Source organism: Cohnella silvisoli (genome assembly GCF_021190915.1).
GTDB lineage: Bacteria > Bacillota > Bacilli > Paenibacillales > Paenibacillaceae > Cohnella > Cohnella silvisoli.
In genome coordinates this window covers 45,289-60,779 of record NZ_JAIOAP010000003.1, presented here as the reverse complement: position 1 = coordinate 60,779, position 15,491 = coordinate 45,289, and the positions used below count along the sequence as shown (strand labels likewise).

At 54.6% G+C, this 15,491-nt stretch carries 12 protein-coding genes; 1 reads left to right on the top strand and 11 read right to left on the bottom strand.

Annotation, left to right across the window (positions count from 1 at the left end; genetic code table 11):
- Positions 1-11: 11 nt before the first annotated feature.
- From K7P76_RS07165 to K7P76_RS07120, 10 genes are all read right to left on the bottom strand, one after another.
- Positions 12-2,078, bottom strand: a complete 2,067-nt coding sequence (locus K7P76_RS07165) for a hypothetical protein (protein WP_232184538.1) — start codon at positions 2,076-2,078, stop codon at positions 12-14.
- 52 nt (positions 2,079-2,130) lie between these two features.
- On the bottom strand, positions 2,131-3,003 hold the full coding sequence (locus tag K7P76_RS07160; protein ID WP_232184959.1) for a carbohydrate ABC transporter permease: 873 nt from the start codon (positions 3,001-3,003) through the stop codon (positions 2,131-2,133).
- A 25-nt stretch (positions 3,004-3,028) separates the two neighbouring features.
- A complete protein-coding gene (locus tag K7P76_RS07155; protein ID WP_232184537.1) occupies positions 3,029-3,931 on the bottom strand; it encodes an ABC transporter permease in 903 nt (300 codons plus the stop codon).
- Between the two features lie 66 nt (positions 3,932-3,997).
- Entirely contained in the window at positions 3,998-5,713 is a 1,716-nt protein-coding gene (locus K7P76_RS07150; protein ID WP_232184536.1) for a type 2 periplasmic-binding domain-containing protein, read from the bottom strand.
- 135 nt (positions 5,714-5,848) lie between these two features.
- Positions 5,849-7,351 (bottom strand): hypothetical protein, encoded by a 1,503-nt coding sequence (locus K7P76_RS07145; protein ID WP_232184535.1) that lies wholly within the window; start codon positions 7,349-7,351, stop codon positions 5,849-5,851.
- Positions 7,352-7,371: 20 nt separating this feature from the next.
- Entirely contained in the window at positions 7,372-7,686 is a 315-nt protein-coding gene (locus K7P76_RS07140; protein ID WP_232184534.1) for a hypothetical protein, read from the bottom strand.
- 107 nt (positions 7,687-7,793) lie between these two features.
- Positions 7,794-9,149, bottom strand: coding sequence for a response regulator transcription factor (locus K7P76_RS07135; protein WP_232184533.1), 1,356 nt, complete (start codon positions 9,147-9,149; stop codon positions 7,794-7,796).
- The gene (locus tag K7P76_RS07130; protein WP_232184532.1) at positions 9,137-10,894 is read right to left on the bottom strand and encodes a sensor histidine kinase; all 1,758 of its coding nucleotides are present in this window, start codon (positions 10,892-10,894) and stop codon (positions 9,137-9,139) included. Before K7P76_RS07130 ends, K7P76_RS07135 begins: the two co-directional genes overlap by 13 nt.
- A 26-nt stretch (positions 10,895-10,920) precedes the next feature.
- The gene (locus K7P76_RS07125) at positions 10,921-11,955 is read right to left on the bottom strand and encodes a LacI family DNA-binding transcriptional regulator (RefSeq protein WP_232184531.1); all 1,035 of its coding nucleotides are present in this window, start codon (positions 11,953-11,955) and stop codon (positions 10,921-10,923) included.
- A 202-nt stretch (positions 11,956-12,157) separates the two neighbouring features.
- On the bottom strand, positions 12,158-12,991 hold the full coding sequence (locus tag K7P76_RS07120) for an AraC family transcriptional regulator (protein WP_232184530.1): 834 nt from the start codon (positions 12,989-12,991) through the stop codon (positions 12,158-12,160).
- Between the two features lie 191 nt (positions 12,992-13,182).
- Here K7P76_RS07120 and K7P76_RS07115 point away from each other — a divergent pair, with 191 nt between their 5' ends.
- Positions 13,183-13,869: a phytanoyl-CoA dioxygenase family protein gene (locus K7P76_RS07115; protein WP_232184529.1), complete on the top strand. Its 687-nt coding sequence runs from the start codon at positions 13,183-13,185 to the stop codon at positions 13,867-13,869.
- A gap of 140 nt (positions 13,870-14,009) precedes the next feature.
- Here the strand turns inward: K7P76_RS07115 and K7P76_RS07110 are convergent, their stop codons facing one another.
- Positions 14,010-15,467 carry a M81 family metallopeptidase gene (locus K7P76_RS07110; protein WP_232184528.1) on the bottom strand — a complete coding sequence of 486 codons (1,458 nt, stop codon included), beginning with the start codon at positions 15,465-15,467 and terminating at the stop codon, positions 14,010-14,012.
- Positions 15,468-15,491: the final 24 nt, after the last annotated feature.

The window sequence follows — 15,491 nt, the reverse complement described above, 5'->3', positions numbered from 1 at the left end:
CGTAACGGACATCACGACACGTTCGAACAATCGGCGAACAGAAGCAGAAAAGTTTCGAACGACGCGCCTTCCGGCACGCTTGGCCCCCTTAGGCTCATGCGGATTCCGCCATTCGGATGGCGATCGCAAGTGCAGTTGGCAGGCTCCCATGTACCATCCCGCCCGAGCCGCTGTACCCCGGCAAGCTTGCGGCTGGTCGGTATCCATAAATCGAGCGAAGGATAGCATTCGAGGCTGAAATTGGCGATGCCGAGCATAGCTTCATTGCCGCCTTCCCACCATACCGGGCAGATGTTCACGCCAAACTCGACCATGGCCGGACAGTCGCCGCCGGTCAGCTCGTTCATCAATTGCTGATACAGCCACTGGCGTCCGGTTTCCTGGAGAAAATCGCCGGTATGCGGCACCACGGCAATGTTGTGTTGTGGCGTGCGGACGACGGTGACGCCGTGGCTTTGCACGTTGCCCAGATTGTCGCGAATGACCGTCCACGCCTCGGCGCCGTCTTTCGCCGTAATGACGAACTCTGTATGCATCGGCATGTACACCCACGAGATCGTGTCTTTGTCCCGCAGCCAGGAAGGCGCGCTAGGTGTCGTCACCCGTTCGAAACACATCGTGTGCGTCATATCCCCCCGCTTGACTTCGATCGGGCAGTCCAGCAGCATGCCGCGCTCCCGAAGGTAATAATAGGCTTCCGATGTCACAATCGCGCCGCCGGTCAGCCACTCGTTCAGTTCTTCCTGCGAATAGGCCGTCGCCTCCTGCAAAGTGATCAGCGTAACCGCTCTGTCAGAAGCCGCAACGGGAATGCCTATACGGGCCAATGCCTGATTCCACCGCACCGACACGCCCTTCTGCAAATCCATCCGCGCCGTTACGGCCGGCAACGTGGGAATGGGCAGCGAAGCGCCCCTGCGCCGCTTGCCTTGCTGAGCGTCGGATACCGCCTGCAAATAGGTTTTTAGCGGGCCAAGCGTTTTTCTGTAGTTTCCCGATAGATCGTCCATACCGAGAAATCCGTCGTTGATGCTTAGCGTGAGCAGCGGACTGACGGCAAGCGTCAGCTGGTACATCTCCAATGCCAGGCCGCGCGCCGATTTGCCGCCGACCGTCCAGGGAAACAGCTCGATTTCCGTACCGATAGCGCTGGGCTCGCGCAGCGTCGAACGAAGATCGTCGAACGTCTGGCAGCGGTCGAGCATCCCGGGCAAATTCTCATCCGTGTAGGCCGCGCCGCCGATTCTGACCCATGGCTCCGCTTGAGCCGGTGTTCGCAGCGCCGCGATCTCGGCGTCCAGGTGCCGCCCGTTCAGCAGCACGGATTCGAGCGAGTTCGTCATGATGCCCATGGCAATGCCCGGATTTGCCGACACGCAGGCATCCCGAAGCAAACGCAAAGTATCTGTCAGCACCTCCTCCTGAAAAGTTCGCCAATCGAGCCGCAGCCGCAGTTCCTCCTCCGTGCATAACCCCGGCGGTTTCAGCAGCGTACCGATTAGCAGTTCTCGGTCATAGGGAACCGCCTGCTCGCGCTTCCGGGCAAAGGCAGCGAGATGCAAATCGCAAAAGCATTGGAACGTATCCGAGCCCCTGCGGCCGTGCAGCCGAAAGTCGTCGTCGATCCACATCGCGTCGATGTCCAGCGAGGCGAACAAAGCGTAGGCCTGCGAAATATAATCACGAAACTCAGGGCACAGCGGACAAGGACACCCCGGTATCGCATTGCCATGTCCGTCGACAAGGGAAGTGAAAGCTTCCGCATGCCGATCCGGCGGCATGCCGCTATGGCCGAGCGTCACGTAATAGTTAATCATGGGGCTCATCCCGGCGGCGCGCACCTCCCGGAACCGTTCGGCCAGAAGTGGCAGACGTTCCTGCAGCGTCCGCAAATCGGGATGATTCGCCTCCAGATGCAGATTCATCGCCATGACCGCATCGGCGCGAATCTCTTTCGCATATGCCATAAAGGGCTTCCATAACGCGTCGTCGAGCAGGATCGGCAGAAGCGGCCGCAAAATATATTGCACCTTCCCCTGCGCGTGCTCCGTTTGAAGCGTCGGTCGGTTGTCACTCATTGCCTCAATGGCCTCCTTGAAGCCGGCTTTACCGGATCAGATTACCGTCGAATTATTCTTTCACGCTGCCAAGCACGATGCCTTTGATGAAAAAACGTTGCAGAAACGGATAGACGAGCAGCACGGGAAGCGCGGCCACGAACACTTGCGCCGCCCTGCTCGTCCGATCATTCATCAGCGCCTGTAGCTCCAATTCCTTGGCGGTCAAATAGGTCGGGTCCTGCTTGATAATGACCGTCTGCAGGAAGCTCTGCAGCGGATAATGCTCCACCCGATTCATCAGGATCAATCCGTCAAACCAGCTGTTCCAATGGTTAACGACCGCGAACAGCGTAATCGTCGCCAGCGCCGGCAGCGAAAGCGGCAGGAAAATGCGGAACAAGACAATGAAATGCCCGCCGCCGTCGATTTTGGCCGACTCCTCCAACTCCTTCGGCAACCCGCGAAAAAAATTGAGCAGCACCAGCACATTAAAGATCGGCACTGCCGAAGGGATAACTAACGCCCACAACGAATCCATCAAGCCGGTTTCCTTGATGACCATGTACCACGGAATCAGGCCGCCGCTGAACAGCATCGTAAACACGAAATACCAGGCATACAGCGTTCTCCCCCGGAATTGCCGCGGTTCTTTGGACAAAGGATAGGCGATGAGCACGGTAAGCGCCATGTTCAGACCGACGCCGAGCGCTACCCGCTTGACGGACACCCAGAAGGCTGTCAAATACTCGGGCCTGTCGATGATATTCCGATAAGCGGCCGCAGTCCATTTCACCGGCCAGAACGTCACTTCCCCGGACGTCACCGCCGATGCCGAACTGAAGGACAACGCAAAAATATGCAATAACGGAAGAACGCATCCGATCGATATCAGCAGCAGCAAACCATAATTAAGAATGGAGAAAAACCGGTACCCCGGAGTCATTTTATCCACAGCTACACCTCCCGGGTCAGAAAATGCGATAGTTAGCCAAACGATAGGCCAAGAAGTAGGATAAGGAGATCATGACCAGAGAAACAAGCGATTTGAATAAGCCGACCGCCGTCGCAATCCCGTACTGGGCCTGCTGAATGCCAAGCCGATAAACATACGTATCGATAATGTCCCCGCTGTGATAGACCATTGGATTATAGAGATTAAAGATTTGATCGAAGCCCGCATTCAGTACGTTGCCGAGACTGAGCGTGGCGAGCAGCACGATAATCGGCAGCATTCCGGGCAGCGTGATATGGAGGGTTTGTCGCCAGCGGTTGGCTCCGTCGATGACGGCTGCTTCATAGAGCACTGGATTGATGCTTGTCAGCGCCGCTAAATAGACAATGGTACTGAAGCCGAACTCCTTCCACACGTCGGAAACGACCAGAACGAACCGGAACCAATGTCCGTCTCCCAGGAAATAAATCGGCTTGATCTCGAACACTTTCAGAATCTTGTTGACAATGCCGTCCGAAGGCGAGAGGATGTCGATCATAATGCCGCCGAGAATGACCCAGGACAGAAAATGCGGTAAATAAATGAGCGTCTGCGCCGCCCGTTTGAACGCCGTCTTGCTAACCTCGTTGAGCAGCAGAGCGACGACGATCGGCACGAGGAGTCCGGCCACAATCTTCATTATCGCAATGACAAACGTATTTTCGATCACCTGCCGCAAATCCGGAAGCGACAGCATGAATTGAATATTATGCAGGCCGTTCCAGGGCGAGCCGATAATGCCTTTGGAGGGCATAAACTTCTTAAAGGCAATCGTTAGACCAAACAACGGGCCGTAGCTGTAGATCAGCACAACGAGGGCGCCCGGAAAAATCATCAGATGCAGTGGCCAATCCCGTTTCCAGAGCTTTACACTATTCATCGCCGCCTCCTTGTTCTACTGCCGAAGAACGAAGGCGTTCCCTTCGCTCTCCGGCAGCGTAGCCCATCATTGATGCTGTTTGTACCAGTCGTTGACTTCCTTCGTAATTTGCTCTCCGCCCAGCTTCATCCAATCGTTGACGAACGTATCGAACGCATCGATCGGCGAAGTTCCCATAACAATTTTGGTGAAGACTTCTTTTTCCTTGGAGTTGAGCAATTCCATTTTCTCCGTCATTGTCGGCGTCGGAGCGCCGTAAAACTCGTCATACTGGTATCTGTTCTGCTTAAAGTATTCGTACATGCCCTGGAACGTGCCGCCGTCGCCCGAGATCAGGGTCTCGTACCATTTGGACAAATCGCCCGCCTCGTAGTCTTTGTTGGCTTTATAACGGCCGAGCAAATCGGCGCTCCATTCGATTTTCGAAGTATCTCCGGTTTTCAGCGCCTCCGGAATATATTGTCCGCCTTGCACGTTCACGTCGGTCAAATAGACGATGATCGGGTTAATTCCGTAGTACGCCTTGCCCGTGTCCTTACGCTCTTTGCCCCAGTTATACTCGGACTTCGGATCGCCTTCTTTAAGCACGCCTCCCGTCAGCACGTCGCACCAGCGGTTAAGCAGCTTGATGACGGCTTCCGGATTTTTCGCTTTCTTGTTGATGACATAATAAGCGCCGACGCTTGCGGTCACCTGCGTCTTGGCCGGTTGGTCATCGATCGAAGGCAGCATGTACGCCTTCCAGTTTTGCATGACTTTATTGTCCTTAACGATCGTGTTCTGCAGGATCGCGCTATACCAGAACTGGTTGAACAGCATGCCCAGCCGGTTGTTCGCGACGAGCTCCATCGCTTTATTGTCGTCGTTCACCGCAAACTCGGGATCGATCTGCCCCGCCTTGTAGATATCCTGCAGTTGCTTGAGCGTCGCCTTCATCTCGGGCTGGATGCTTCCATACGCGAGATTGCCGGAGGCGTCCTTTACCCAGGACCAAGGATAGGCGTGGTACTGGTTATACAAGCCGGTATTCCACATAATGTTCTGATTCAGGGTCATCCCGTATACTTTCCCTTTGCCACCCGAATCCCGGGTCGCGAATGCCTCGGAAATTTTCAGCAAATCCTGCGTTGTCTTCGGTTCGGGCAAGTTCATCTCATCCAGCCAGTCTTTGCGCAGCCAGACGAATTGCGCGGAATTGAAGGGGCTGTTCGTTACGGGAATCGCCATCAGCTTGCCATCTACGGTGGCGGATTTCATCTGGGCGCCCCCATCGCCGGTCAATACTTTCTTCGTAGCCTCGCTGGCATACTTGTTATACACGTCCGTAATGTCCATAATCATGTCGTTCTCAAGCAATTGCGGCAATTGCGCAGCCGAAACGAGGAAAAAGTCGGGCAAGGTGTTGGACGCGATGCTGACCTTCAGCTTCTCGTCATAAGCTTTCACGTCTACGGCCCAGTCGTTCTTGATGATAACGCCGTCATCCCGCAAATAAGAATCGTACACCGCGTTCTTGTCAATGGATTCATCTTCGTGAAACGTCATGCTCGCAGCGTTGATTGCCCGAACCGTCGTAACGGTGACCGGCGGGTCGAATTTCGCGTTGGGATCGATTTCTGCTTGCGTTTCCGCCGGCGCACTGGCCGCAGGCGTGCTGGCCTCGGGTGATTTGGAGCCTTCAGCCGCATTGTTCTCCGTTTTGCTGCATGCCGTTACCAACATTAACACCAGAGCGAGCGCAATGCTCGTAATGATTCTTGTCTTCTTAAGTCCAACTGACACTTACCATTCCCCCTGTCTCAATTTTAGGAAGACAGCTGCCGTTCCGGAGCCTGACAACTGCCTACGCAAGTAGTGTAACAAACGTAAAGAATGCGCTTCCATATGCATTCCGACACTTTTATATGCATTTGAATACTATTTACGGGACGTCAGATTGACCAAGTCCGTTTTGCCGACAAATGCCGATATGGCCTGGCTGGCGGGCGCGTAAATCCAAGGCTGCAAGGAATCCTTCGGATGATGGCGATAAAGTCTGAACTGCAGATCGTCATACAAAACCTCAAATTCCTTGTAAACGACCTCTCTCCGATCCGAGAGCAAAGCGGGGTGTTCGCCAAGTGATTTCAACGTATCGATTCGCGCCTGCATGGCAGCGCGCAGCCGGAGGAGTTGCCAGCGCCAGTCGCTTCTCGCCCATTCCTTCATGGACCGTTCGACTTCGCCGGCTTGCTGTTCCAGTTCATGCGCGGTCATGGAACCGATGCTTGGATCGCTCACCAACTCCTCCAGTTTGCAGACGTACCACGAGGCCTGTTCGGCACAGTCGGCGCCAAAATAATAGTTGCTATATTCAGCCGCAATATCCCCGGGGTTTACCCTTTCGTCCCACAGTTTTTGCGCAATGGCCACCTTGTTCAAATCCTCGTAGATCCCCTCGGAGTAGCACATCGCTCCGTCAATATAATCGCCGAGCCGATCCAACTCGTCCATAAATTTGTGCAGCGCGGGATTAGCGCCTTTGCCGCCCCACGGAATCGCATCGAACATGCTGATTTCCGAAAACAGCACGAGCGGATGACGCTTGGGCACCGTTCGTCCTGCGTCCTTCCATCTTGCGGCTTCCGCATGTCCGACAAAAATGCAGTCGAACCATGAAGCACTTAGCTTGCTGTCCTTTTCCAATTGCGTAAAGAAAGCGTCATCTTCACCTTCGCGGTGGGCTTCGAACCACCAAGCGCTCACATGGAAACGCGCATGCGGATGAAGCCGTCCGATCCTCTCGGCGAGTTCGCGGTTTAACGACATGAACGTTCCCGGCCACGGCAAACATCGCTCGCAATTACAGCCACCCGGATCGTACGGCCAGAACACGACAGAACCAACATGCTGCAGTTGTGAAAAATAGCGCTCCTTATTGTGTAAAACGAGCTTCCTGCCGTCCGGCTGCGACGGGCATATATCCGTATCCATGCCGCCAAATGCACGATCGACAGCGCGCAACGGATGGTAATCGGTATCGTTGAACGCATTGCGCGCGAGCATCGGCCTCCCCAAACCGACTTGCCCGGAGAAACCTTCGTTGGATACCGAGACGCGTGTCGTCCTCATGCCTACCTGTCCGGCATACTGCATGATCCATTCGATTCTGTCCAACATGGACTGTCCGTTCTGCAGATCGGAATAATTGGACAAGTCGAACCACGTCATCAGATCATTGACGCCCCATAGCGCCAATTCCTCCAGATACGCGGCAATTTCGCTTAGCGGAGTAAGGCAATACCAATTGCCAAAATGCGCGGCAAAATATATACCGCGCATCGCTTTATCCGGTCTGGATGTCAACTGCAACTCCGGCAAATCGCATCTCCCGTCCAGAAATCGAATTTGCCGCAGCAATTTCCCTAATCCGTAAAGCACGCCGTTAGCCTCATTCGCCGCTACATAAATGACGCGGGACGAGCCGCTATCTGGCGCGAACGTAGCACGAACCCCTCCGTTCCGAGCGAAGACGGCAAATCCAGCTCGCTGTTCGCGACCGCTTCTCGAATCGCTCCGGAGCTTGCCGGCGTGCCGACGACAATCAGGCATTCACCTTGCGCTCCCCCTGCCTCTTCTCCTTCTCCTTCTCCTTCTCCTTCGTCGCAGACGTTCGCCTCCCGCCCGCTTCGCACTCGGAATCTGTCGGCAAACATCTCCGCGGCTTTGCGTTCGAGCGGCACGGCCTGCCGGCCCAGCGCAATCGTACAGTTCATCCTGCTCCTCCCCCTTATCGTGCGAATCCGGAGTTACGCAAGCAGTGTAGCAAACCGGGCAAACGCGTTTCCATATGCATTCCGACACTTCTATATGCATTTTTATACTATTTGGGATCGGACTTGTTTTCCTTCTTATAGCTTTCCGCAGGAGGCATCGTTTGCTCGCGATACTCCTGGGGCGTCATATTCATATGTTTTTTGAAGAACCGGACAAACGACAGCGCCGAATCGTATCCGAGCTGCCCGGCGATTTCGTACACCTTGAGGTGCGTTTGCGCGAGCTGCTCTTTCGCTTTGTCCAGTCGGAGCGCGTTGATATAATCGGAGATGGCCGTTCCCGTCGTCTGGATATACAGCCGCGACAGATACGCCGGATTCAGGTTCACGATCTCGGCAAGACGGGTCATACTGAGGTCGTCGCCGAGATGCTGCCGGATATAATCGTTAAGCCAGACGACGGCTTTCGGCTTGCCCGGCTCCTTGATCTCTCTGGCGCTGCGATCCGTCAGCCGCGCTTCCCGGCCAGCGGCGGCATGTCGGCGCAACAGGGACTGCAAGGATTCGAACGCTTCCCTCAGATCGCTCCATGGGACAGACTTATCGCTCAAAATCAGGGATAGCTTGCATTCCTCGCGGCAAGCGGACTGAATCTGCTCAAGCAGGCGGAACAACGAAGCGCTCCATTGCTCCCGGACCGCTTCCGACACCTCGCCGCAAGTTCGTGCATTGAAGCCTTCTTTCGGCTGCAGCAGCCAGACCGCCTGAGATTCGCCGAAAGCGACGGAGATCGTCTCCGCCTGGCCGCTAAGCAGTCTGGCGGCCCGGTTCCGCACCGTGTCCATCTTCCGCTTTCGTTCGGACGGAGAAATCGCATCCGAAGGTTCGTCCATGCGCGCCACCAATACATATACGGGGAAGCTTGCGCTCAGGCCGACTTTCAACTCTTGCAGCCGCTCGGCAAGATGGTCCGTATCCGGATTCGCGCTTCCGCTCAGCAAATCGTGTACAAACTGCTCTTGCAGAAAGGCCAGCAGCTGTTGCTGCCGCAGCTCCGCTTCCTGAAGCAGATGCATCGTTTCATACTCGCCCTCGGTCACGGCAACAGCCTTTTCTACAGACCGTATGATGGAGGCGTCGCTGTCGAATTTCAGCAGAAAGTCGAAACCGCCGCCCGATATCGCTTCCTTCGCATACTGAAATTCATTGTAGCTCGTCAGGAAGATGACTTTGCATCTCGGCCGATGCCGCCGAATTTCCCGTAGCAACTCCATGCCGTCCATTCCGGGCATTCGGATATCCGTCAAGACAATATCGACATGAACCTGCGTAGCGATGCGCAGCGCCTCCTGGCCGGAGTAGGCCTGATACAGCTCGAGCCGCAGGTTGATTTGACTGCCGATTAGACGCGCGATCCGATCGACGATGACCGGTAAGTCATCCACGATGATCATCCGGTACATGCGAATTCCTCCTCGCTCATTTTCATCGTCAAGACGACGCATAGACCGCCAAGCTGCGATCTGGACAACGTTAATCCGCAATCCGCGCCGAACTTCAGCTGCAGCCTGCGATGAACATTGATCAACCCGGTGGATTCGTCCCGTTCGGACGAACGGACGCGAAGCATGTCCGACAAGATCAGGATTTCCTCATCCTTCAGCCCTTTCCCGTCGTCTTCCACGAAGATGCGCACATATCCGTTGTCGATCTTGCTGTGAATCCATAACGCGCCTTTGACGGAAACGAAAGCATGCTTGTAAGCATTCTCGATAATGGGCTGCACAATTAGCCTCGGCACTCTTAACGAGCAGCTTTGGTCGGCAAGCGGCTCGAATTCGACGTCAATGTTCTCTTTGTAGCAAATGATCTGAATACCCAGATAATTACGCGCATGTTCCATCTCTTCCGCCAGCGCAATATGATCCTCCGCATCGCGTGTAATGTAACGGTAGTATTGCTGTAGAAAGCGGGCAAAGCTGCGCGCTTTGCGATGCTCCTCATCTTCCATCAACCCTTCGAGAATAAAGAAGCAGTTGTACAGAAAATGCGGATTGATTTGCGCTTGAAGCCGCCTTAGCTCCGACCGCTGGGACATCATTCCCTTTTCATAGACTTCTTGAATCAGCACCTTCAACCGCGAGGTCATCTGGTTGAATCCATTAAGCAAATAGAAAAATTCATTTTTCGCTTCCGCGACATGCAGAGTAATAAAACTGCCCTGTTCGGCAAATCGGAAGGCGGACACCAGCTTGCGCAGCGGAGCATGAATCATGCGATACAGCGACAAGGAGAACAGCAGGCTGCCGACAATAGAAAAAAACAGCAGCAAATAAATTCCCGTCTCATACCGCCTCAGTTCCCCAAGCACATTCCGTTCCGGCACATATTCGACCCATGTGGTGCCGAACCGTCCGGAACTGGCGTAAGTTATCCAATAATTCAGCTTGCCGACCTTCAAGGAACGTACGCCGGACAGGTTGTTTTCCGAGTGCACAAGTGGGAATAAAGATTTGATCCGCTGCGACAGCTCCTCGTCCTTGCCGTCCGAAATACTCCAGTTTTCCGCCGGATTGGCAAGAATGAGATTACCCTGTTCCATGTTGCTCGCGCCCTGCATATTTTCAAGCATCCGCGAGGTTGAGAGTTCGACAATGATGACATAAAGCGGCTGGCGCTTGGCGACCGGATTACGCGGATAGCCCAGGCTCATGAAGATCCGGCCGTCCTTCGTCCGCATCACTCGATCAGGATTGGCGTTGCGAACGAGCCGTTCAAGCTCCTCCGCGGACAGCCCGCTTCCTTCGGAGGCCGAGAAATCCGAAATCGTTCGCCCCATGAGCGGCAAATAAATCATCGGTTCTTCCACGTACAGGCTGGAAGCTTTAAGCAGACTCAATCTCTTTTGCAGCGCGTTTACGATCTGCTGAAGATCGTAGGATTTCAGATCGGAGGAAATCCCCAGCAGCATAAGATCCCGATCCGCAATCATCTCGTACATCTGTTTCAGAATGCGATCGATTTCCCGGTCGAGCGATTGTATATAATAGCTGCCTTTGCTCATCGAAGATTTCATGATTTCGCTGCGGATGTTTTTGCCGCCCTGCTGGCTTAACAGCAGCGTCATCATATAAAAGGGCAGCAAAAAAACAAGAAACGTTAAACTCAGCTTGGTGAAAATGGAAGCGCGTCTTTTCCGGAGCAACATTGTCCCTCCACCTCGCAAAGACAGATTTAGTTTCCCGCCGATATGGATTGTTTCCCGGGAACGCCCGTCGATTGCCTGACGACAAGCTCGGGATAGAACACCGTTCTGGCCGCAAGGCTCTGTCTCTCGTTCTCGATCGCTTCCGTAAGAATATGGACCGCCCGGAAAGCTGCCTCCTTGATCGGCGGACATATCGTGGTCAGAGGGGAGAATACATATTCGGACTCTCTGATGTTGTCGTATCCGGCTATCGATAGATCTTCAGGCACTCTTATGCTATGCTCGTGCAGCGCTTTCATCGCGCCGATCGCAATGTAGTCATACGAAGCGATAATGGCCGTCGGGAGCTCGCCGGACGCGATAAGTTCCTTCATTCTCAAGTATCCGCCGAGTTCGAATCTTTCTGCTCCATCCGTTCTGACGAATTTCTCGTCGAATACAAGCTCCGAATCCGCAAGCGCTTTCCGAAAAGGCGACAGTCTCCTTTCCTTAGAAAGGGCTTCTCCAATAAAGCCGATCGACCGATGTCCAAGTTCCGCAAGATGGCGAACCAGCAACGCAATCCCATGTGCTTCGTCAATGACGACGCACTCCCGCCCGGCAATCTCGCTCACGGGATCGAAAAATATCGTCGGACAGCTAAGGTTGATTTTGCTTTTTTCGAAAAGCCCTTTGTTCCCCTTCCCGATCAAATCGGCGTACAGAATTCCGTCTACATTTCTGCCCATTAAAATGTCGAGAGTTTTCAAGCCTTTTTCCGAATCAAAACCGGTAGTCGCAATCATAAGCGCATACCCTCTGGCGCTCAGTTCGGTTTCCACATGATCGATCAATTGGGCGTAGTAATTGCTTTCCACTTCCGGAACGACCATGCCGATCAGCTTCGTCCCCTTGCCTGTAAGCGCTCTCGCAGATAAATTCGGGGTATAGTTCAGCTCTTGCACGATTTTGATGATCCTTTTTTTCACCGCTTCATTCACTTTCTTGCTTCCCGTCAACGCCCTGGATACGGTGGAAACGCTGACTCCCGCCGCTTCGGCGACTTTTTTGATGGTGACCATGTACTCCTCCTTACCGCGCTGGAGTGCCGTTGCTCGTTTGCATGCAATATTTTGGGCAAACGTTTTCCTGATTTTAATTATAAGGACCCTTTTTGATGGAAGTCAATGCTTATGGTTCCTCAGAAACACCAACGTTCTAAGCCCATCGGACTCTTTCTTCAACCAAAATATTGGAAAACGTTTGCCTAAAATTTCATTCTCTCTATTGGCGGCGCATGACCGATGCCCGAAAAGCAACCGGCGTCATGCCAGTCGCCTTGCGGAACACGTCGATGAAATGGCTGGCGCTGACATAACCAAGACCGGAAGCGATTTCCTTGACCGGCTTGTCCGATAACTCTGCCAAATCCTTTTGCGCCTGTGCGATTTTCAGTCCCCTATAATATTCATGCGTCGTAATGCCAAACTTATGCCGGAACAGCCGGTTCAGATGCTGCCGCGACATACCCTGCTCCTGCGCCAGCCGCGCGATGTCGACGGGGACTTGCACATGCCGTTTCATCCAGTCGACCGCCGCCGCGATGGGGTCCGGCTTGTCCGCGCTCCGGCCGCTCCCCGTGTTGGCCTGCATCTGCAGCAAATATTCGATGGCGATCTTGTACAGAATCGCGGAGATGCGTCCTAGCGCGAACGGATCGTCGACCTGCTCGAACACCGACATGATCTCCAGATGAAGCGCGGGGTGCGTCCGATCGTGCACGATGGCGTATGCGGCGTCGGCGCTTAACCCGCAATCCGCGTACAATTGCCCGATCAAAGCGCCCTCGAACGATACCCACGACAAATAACACATTTCGTCTTCCTTCGCATAACGATGAACGCAGCCCGGCTTGATCAGCAGCATCGTGCCCGGCGACAGTCGGTGAACGCCGTTCTCCGTATGAAACGTCCCATGACCCTGATAGCAGCAGACGAACTGGTAAAAAGGCCAGCGGTTCGGCTCGTAATCGGTGCGCGTCAGCTTCAGGTAACCGGCGTTCAGCGCAAGCAGCGGCAGCGGGAACGGATGCAGCTTCGGGGCGAAATTAACGTGCATGCTCAGCATTCCTTTCGATGTATGGGGTTTCCACCAGCATAGTACGAATTGGGGGTTATGACAATTCGCGAGATTCCTTTTGCGATATCCAGTTGCAAATCGGGCATTTACGGCGGCGGTCACCGTTTTGCATAATGAGACTGCAAACGGCACTGCAATTCGCATACGATGCACACTGGGAGGAACGGAACATGAAGGAAGCATGGGCTCGGCAATACGAGCAAGACGGGTATGTCGTCATCCAGGGATTGTTCGGCGAGGATGAGATGAAAGCGTGCAAGGAGGAGATTCGGCGCATTGTCGAACGGAAGGACGGGGCGGGCAAGGCGGACGGCTATGCCATGCACGGCGTGTTCGTCGGGTTGGCGAAGGAGAGCGAGTTGTTCCGGCGGATGGCGGTCGATACGCGTCTTGCCGAGGTGCTGAAGGCGATCATCGGAGAGCAGGCGCTGTTTTTGTCGGACAAAGTGGTAGCCAAAGATGCAAAGAAAGATTTCGCATCGCCATGGCATCAGGACTGGATGTACTGGGAGGGCAGCCATAAGCTCTCCGTCTGGATCGCGCTGGACGAGGCGACGCCGGAGAACGGCTGTCTGCGCATGATTCCCGGCTCGCATCGAACGGCGGTCAGCCACGCCCTCCATATCGACAGCCGCGAAAGCTTCGCCAGTCGGCTGCGGCCGGAGGATATCGACGAAAGCAAAGTCGTGGCGATCCCGGCGAAGGTCGGCACGGCGGTCTTTTTCCACGATTTGACGATACATGCTTCATATTCGAACGTTTCCGGCAAAGACCGCTGGGCGTTGATCAGCACCTATAAGGACGCGGCCGATCCGGATCCGGATCTCCCTTGGGCGTATCCGATTCCCGTCGTGTGACCGTCAGGGGGCGATATCCAAACGCATGGGCGGAGGAGTAAATCTGCTCCCGGAGAATAGGTCAACAAGCTGCTGTCGCGCTTCGATAGACGAACGGAGATAAGGCTGCCATTGATTATCTCAATAGCAGCCTCATCTCGTTATTTACGATCGAGCGGATAGATCGGCCGGACGATTTGCTTATAGTTAAAATGGTGCACGTCCACCGCGCAGCAGCCGGGAGTATCGACGAGAATAGACTTGGTGCAAATGTCCCCGAACGCCGTCTTCCAAGCGATTGCCGCTTTAACCGCGATGATGTGGTAGTCCTCTGCGCGCAGCCCAAGGGAAACGACATGTCCGGGATCCCAAGGTGCCGTCCTTCGTTCCGTAACAATGATCGTTAATTGATTGACTTCAATAACGGCGGTCAGCCCCATATCCGCTCTCTGACCCGTCATATAACGGCCAATGTGGGTGTACTTCCCGTCGAATAGCAACCGAATTCGTCCTCGAACGGCAACCGGATTGCCATGCAACCGGTCGCTTTTGCCGCCGATCTCGGTTTCAAACATTCCGCCGACTCCAAGCCTATGGGCAAGCTTAACCGCTTCCGGATCATAAATTACGATCAGGCTCTTAACCGAGGCGTTGATCAAATGCTCGAGCAGGAATGTCGCGTCCCCGGGAGCTCCGCCCCCGACATTATCGGAGCCTTCGACAAGGACAACCGGGCCTTTCGGCTCTTCCATGGCTAATCGCAGGGCATCCGCCGGCAGATAGGCCGGGCTTACAAGTCGCTCCCGTCGTTCCCAAGCCATGAATGAAAGCTCATTGGCCAGCTTTTGCGCAAGCGCCGAATCTCCATCCGTCGTAACGACGAAAGCCATGCCTGCAGCCGGCACGTCGCTGTATGGAAATCCTCCCGCAACCATAATGCTGAGCACGCCCGGTTCCCGCTCCATCTCGAATGCCCTTTCCATCAGTTCCACCATCGGACCCGCTTCATCGGTCAGCATCACCGGCGGCACGACCAGCATTCCCGGCCGGGCAAGCGCTTGGACGGGTGTAATTTCTCCCCGCACCGTACGTGCCAATAGCACAAGCGCTTCGACGGCTCGTTCATAAGGATCGACGTGCGGGTAAGTGTCATAGCCGGTCACGATCTGCACTTGATCCAACATCTCCTGGCTGACATTCGCATGCATATCCAACGTAATCGCGATCGGCACATGTAGTCCAACTCTCGCCCGAATGCGACGAAGGACTTCAGCCTCCATGTCGGCAATCCCTTCTGCCACCATAGCCCCATGCAGAATGACGATAATACCGTCGACTTCCGCATCAACCGTGGAAACCACCTTTTCAAGAAGCGCTTCCGCGGCTGAAGCAGACACCATAGCTGACGGCATGGCGGACAAATAAGCTCCGCATACCAGCTCCGTATTCTCGGCGGCGGCCGCGTCGATTAATCCCCCCATGCTCGTCCGCGTTCCTTTGTATCGTTCGAAGTAGGCTTCCGTCCCCTCTACCCATTCACCTTGAAAATTCTCGACTTCCGTCTTCCCTGGAGCGAATGTGTTAGTCTCGTGGAAAACGCCCGCTACTAAGAGCCTCATCCGAATCTCCCTCCGCCTTTACTT

Coding starts and splice junctions, on each gene's coding strand:
- K7P76_RS07165 (WP_232184538.1), bottom strand. CDS start 2,078: ATGAGTGACAACCGACCGACGCTTCAAACGGAGCACGCGCAGGGGAAG.
- K7P76_RS07120 (WP_232184530.1), bottom strand. CDS start 12,991: ATGCACGTTAATTTCGCCCCGAAGCTGCATCCGTTCCCGCTGCCGCTG.
- K7P76_RS07135 (WP_232184533.1), bottom strand. CDS start 9,149: ATGTACCGGATGATCATCGTGGATGACTTACCGGTCATCGTCGATCGG.
- K7P76_RS07115 (WP_232184529.1), top strand. CDS start 13,183: ATGAAGGAAGCATGGGCTCGGCAATACGAGCAAGACGGGTATGTCGTC.
- K7P76_RS07140 (WP_232184534.1), bottom strand. CDS start 7,686: ATGAACTGTACGATTGCGCTGGGCCGGCAGGCCGTGCCGCTCGAACGC.
- K7P76_RS07125 (WP_232184531.1), bottom strand. CDS start 11,955: ATGGTCACCATCAAAAAAGTCGCCGAAGCGGCGGGAGTCAGCGTTTCC.
- K7P76_RS07110 (WP_232184528.1), bottom strand. CDS start 15,467: ATGAGGCTCTTAGTAGCGGGCGTTTTCCACGAGACTAACACATTCGCT.
- K7P76_RS07130 (WP_232184532.1), bottom strand. CDS start 10,894: ATGTTGCTCCGGAAAAGACGCGCTTCCATTTTCACCAAGCTGAGTTTA.
- K7P76_RS07160 (WP_232184959.1), bottom strand. CDS start 3,003: ATGACTCCGGGGTACCGGTTTTTCTCCATTCTTAATTATGGTTTGCTG.
- K7P76_RS07155 (WP_232184537.1), bottom strand. CDS start 3,931: ATGAATAGTGTAAAGCTCTGGAAACGGGATTGGCCACTGCATCTGATG.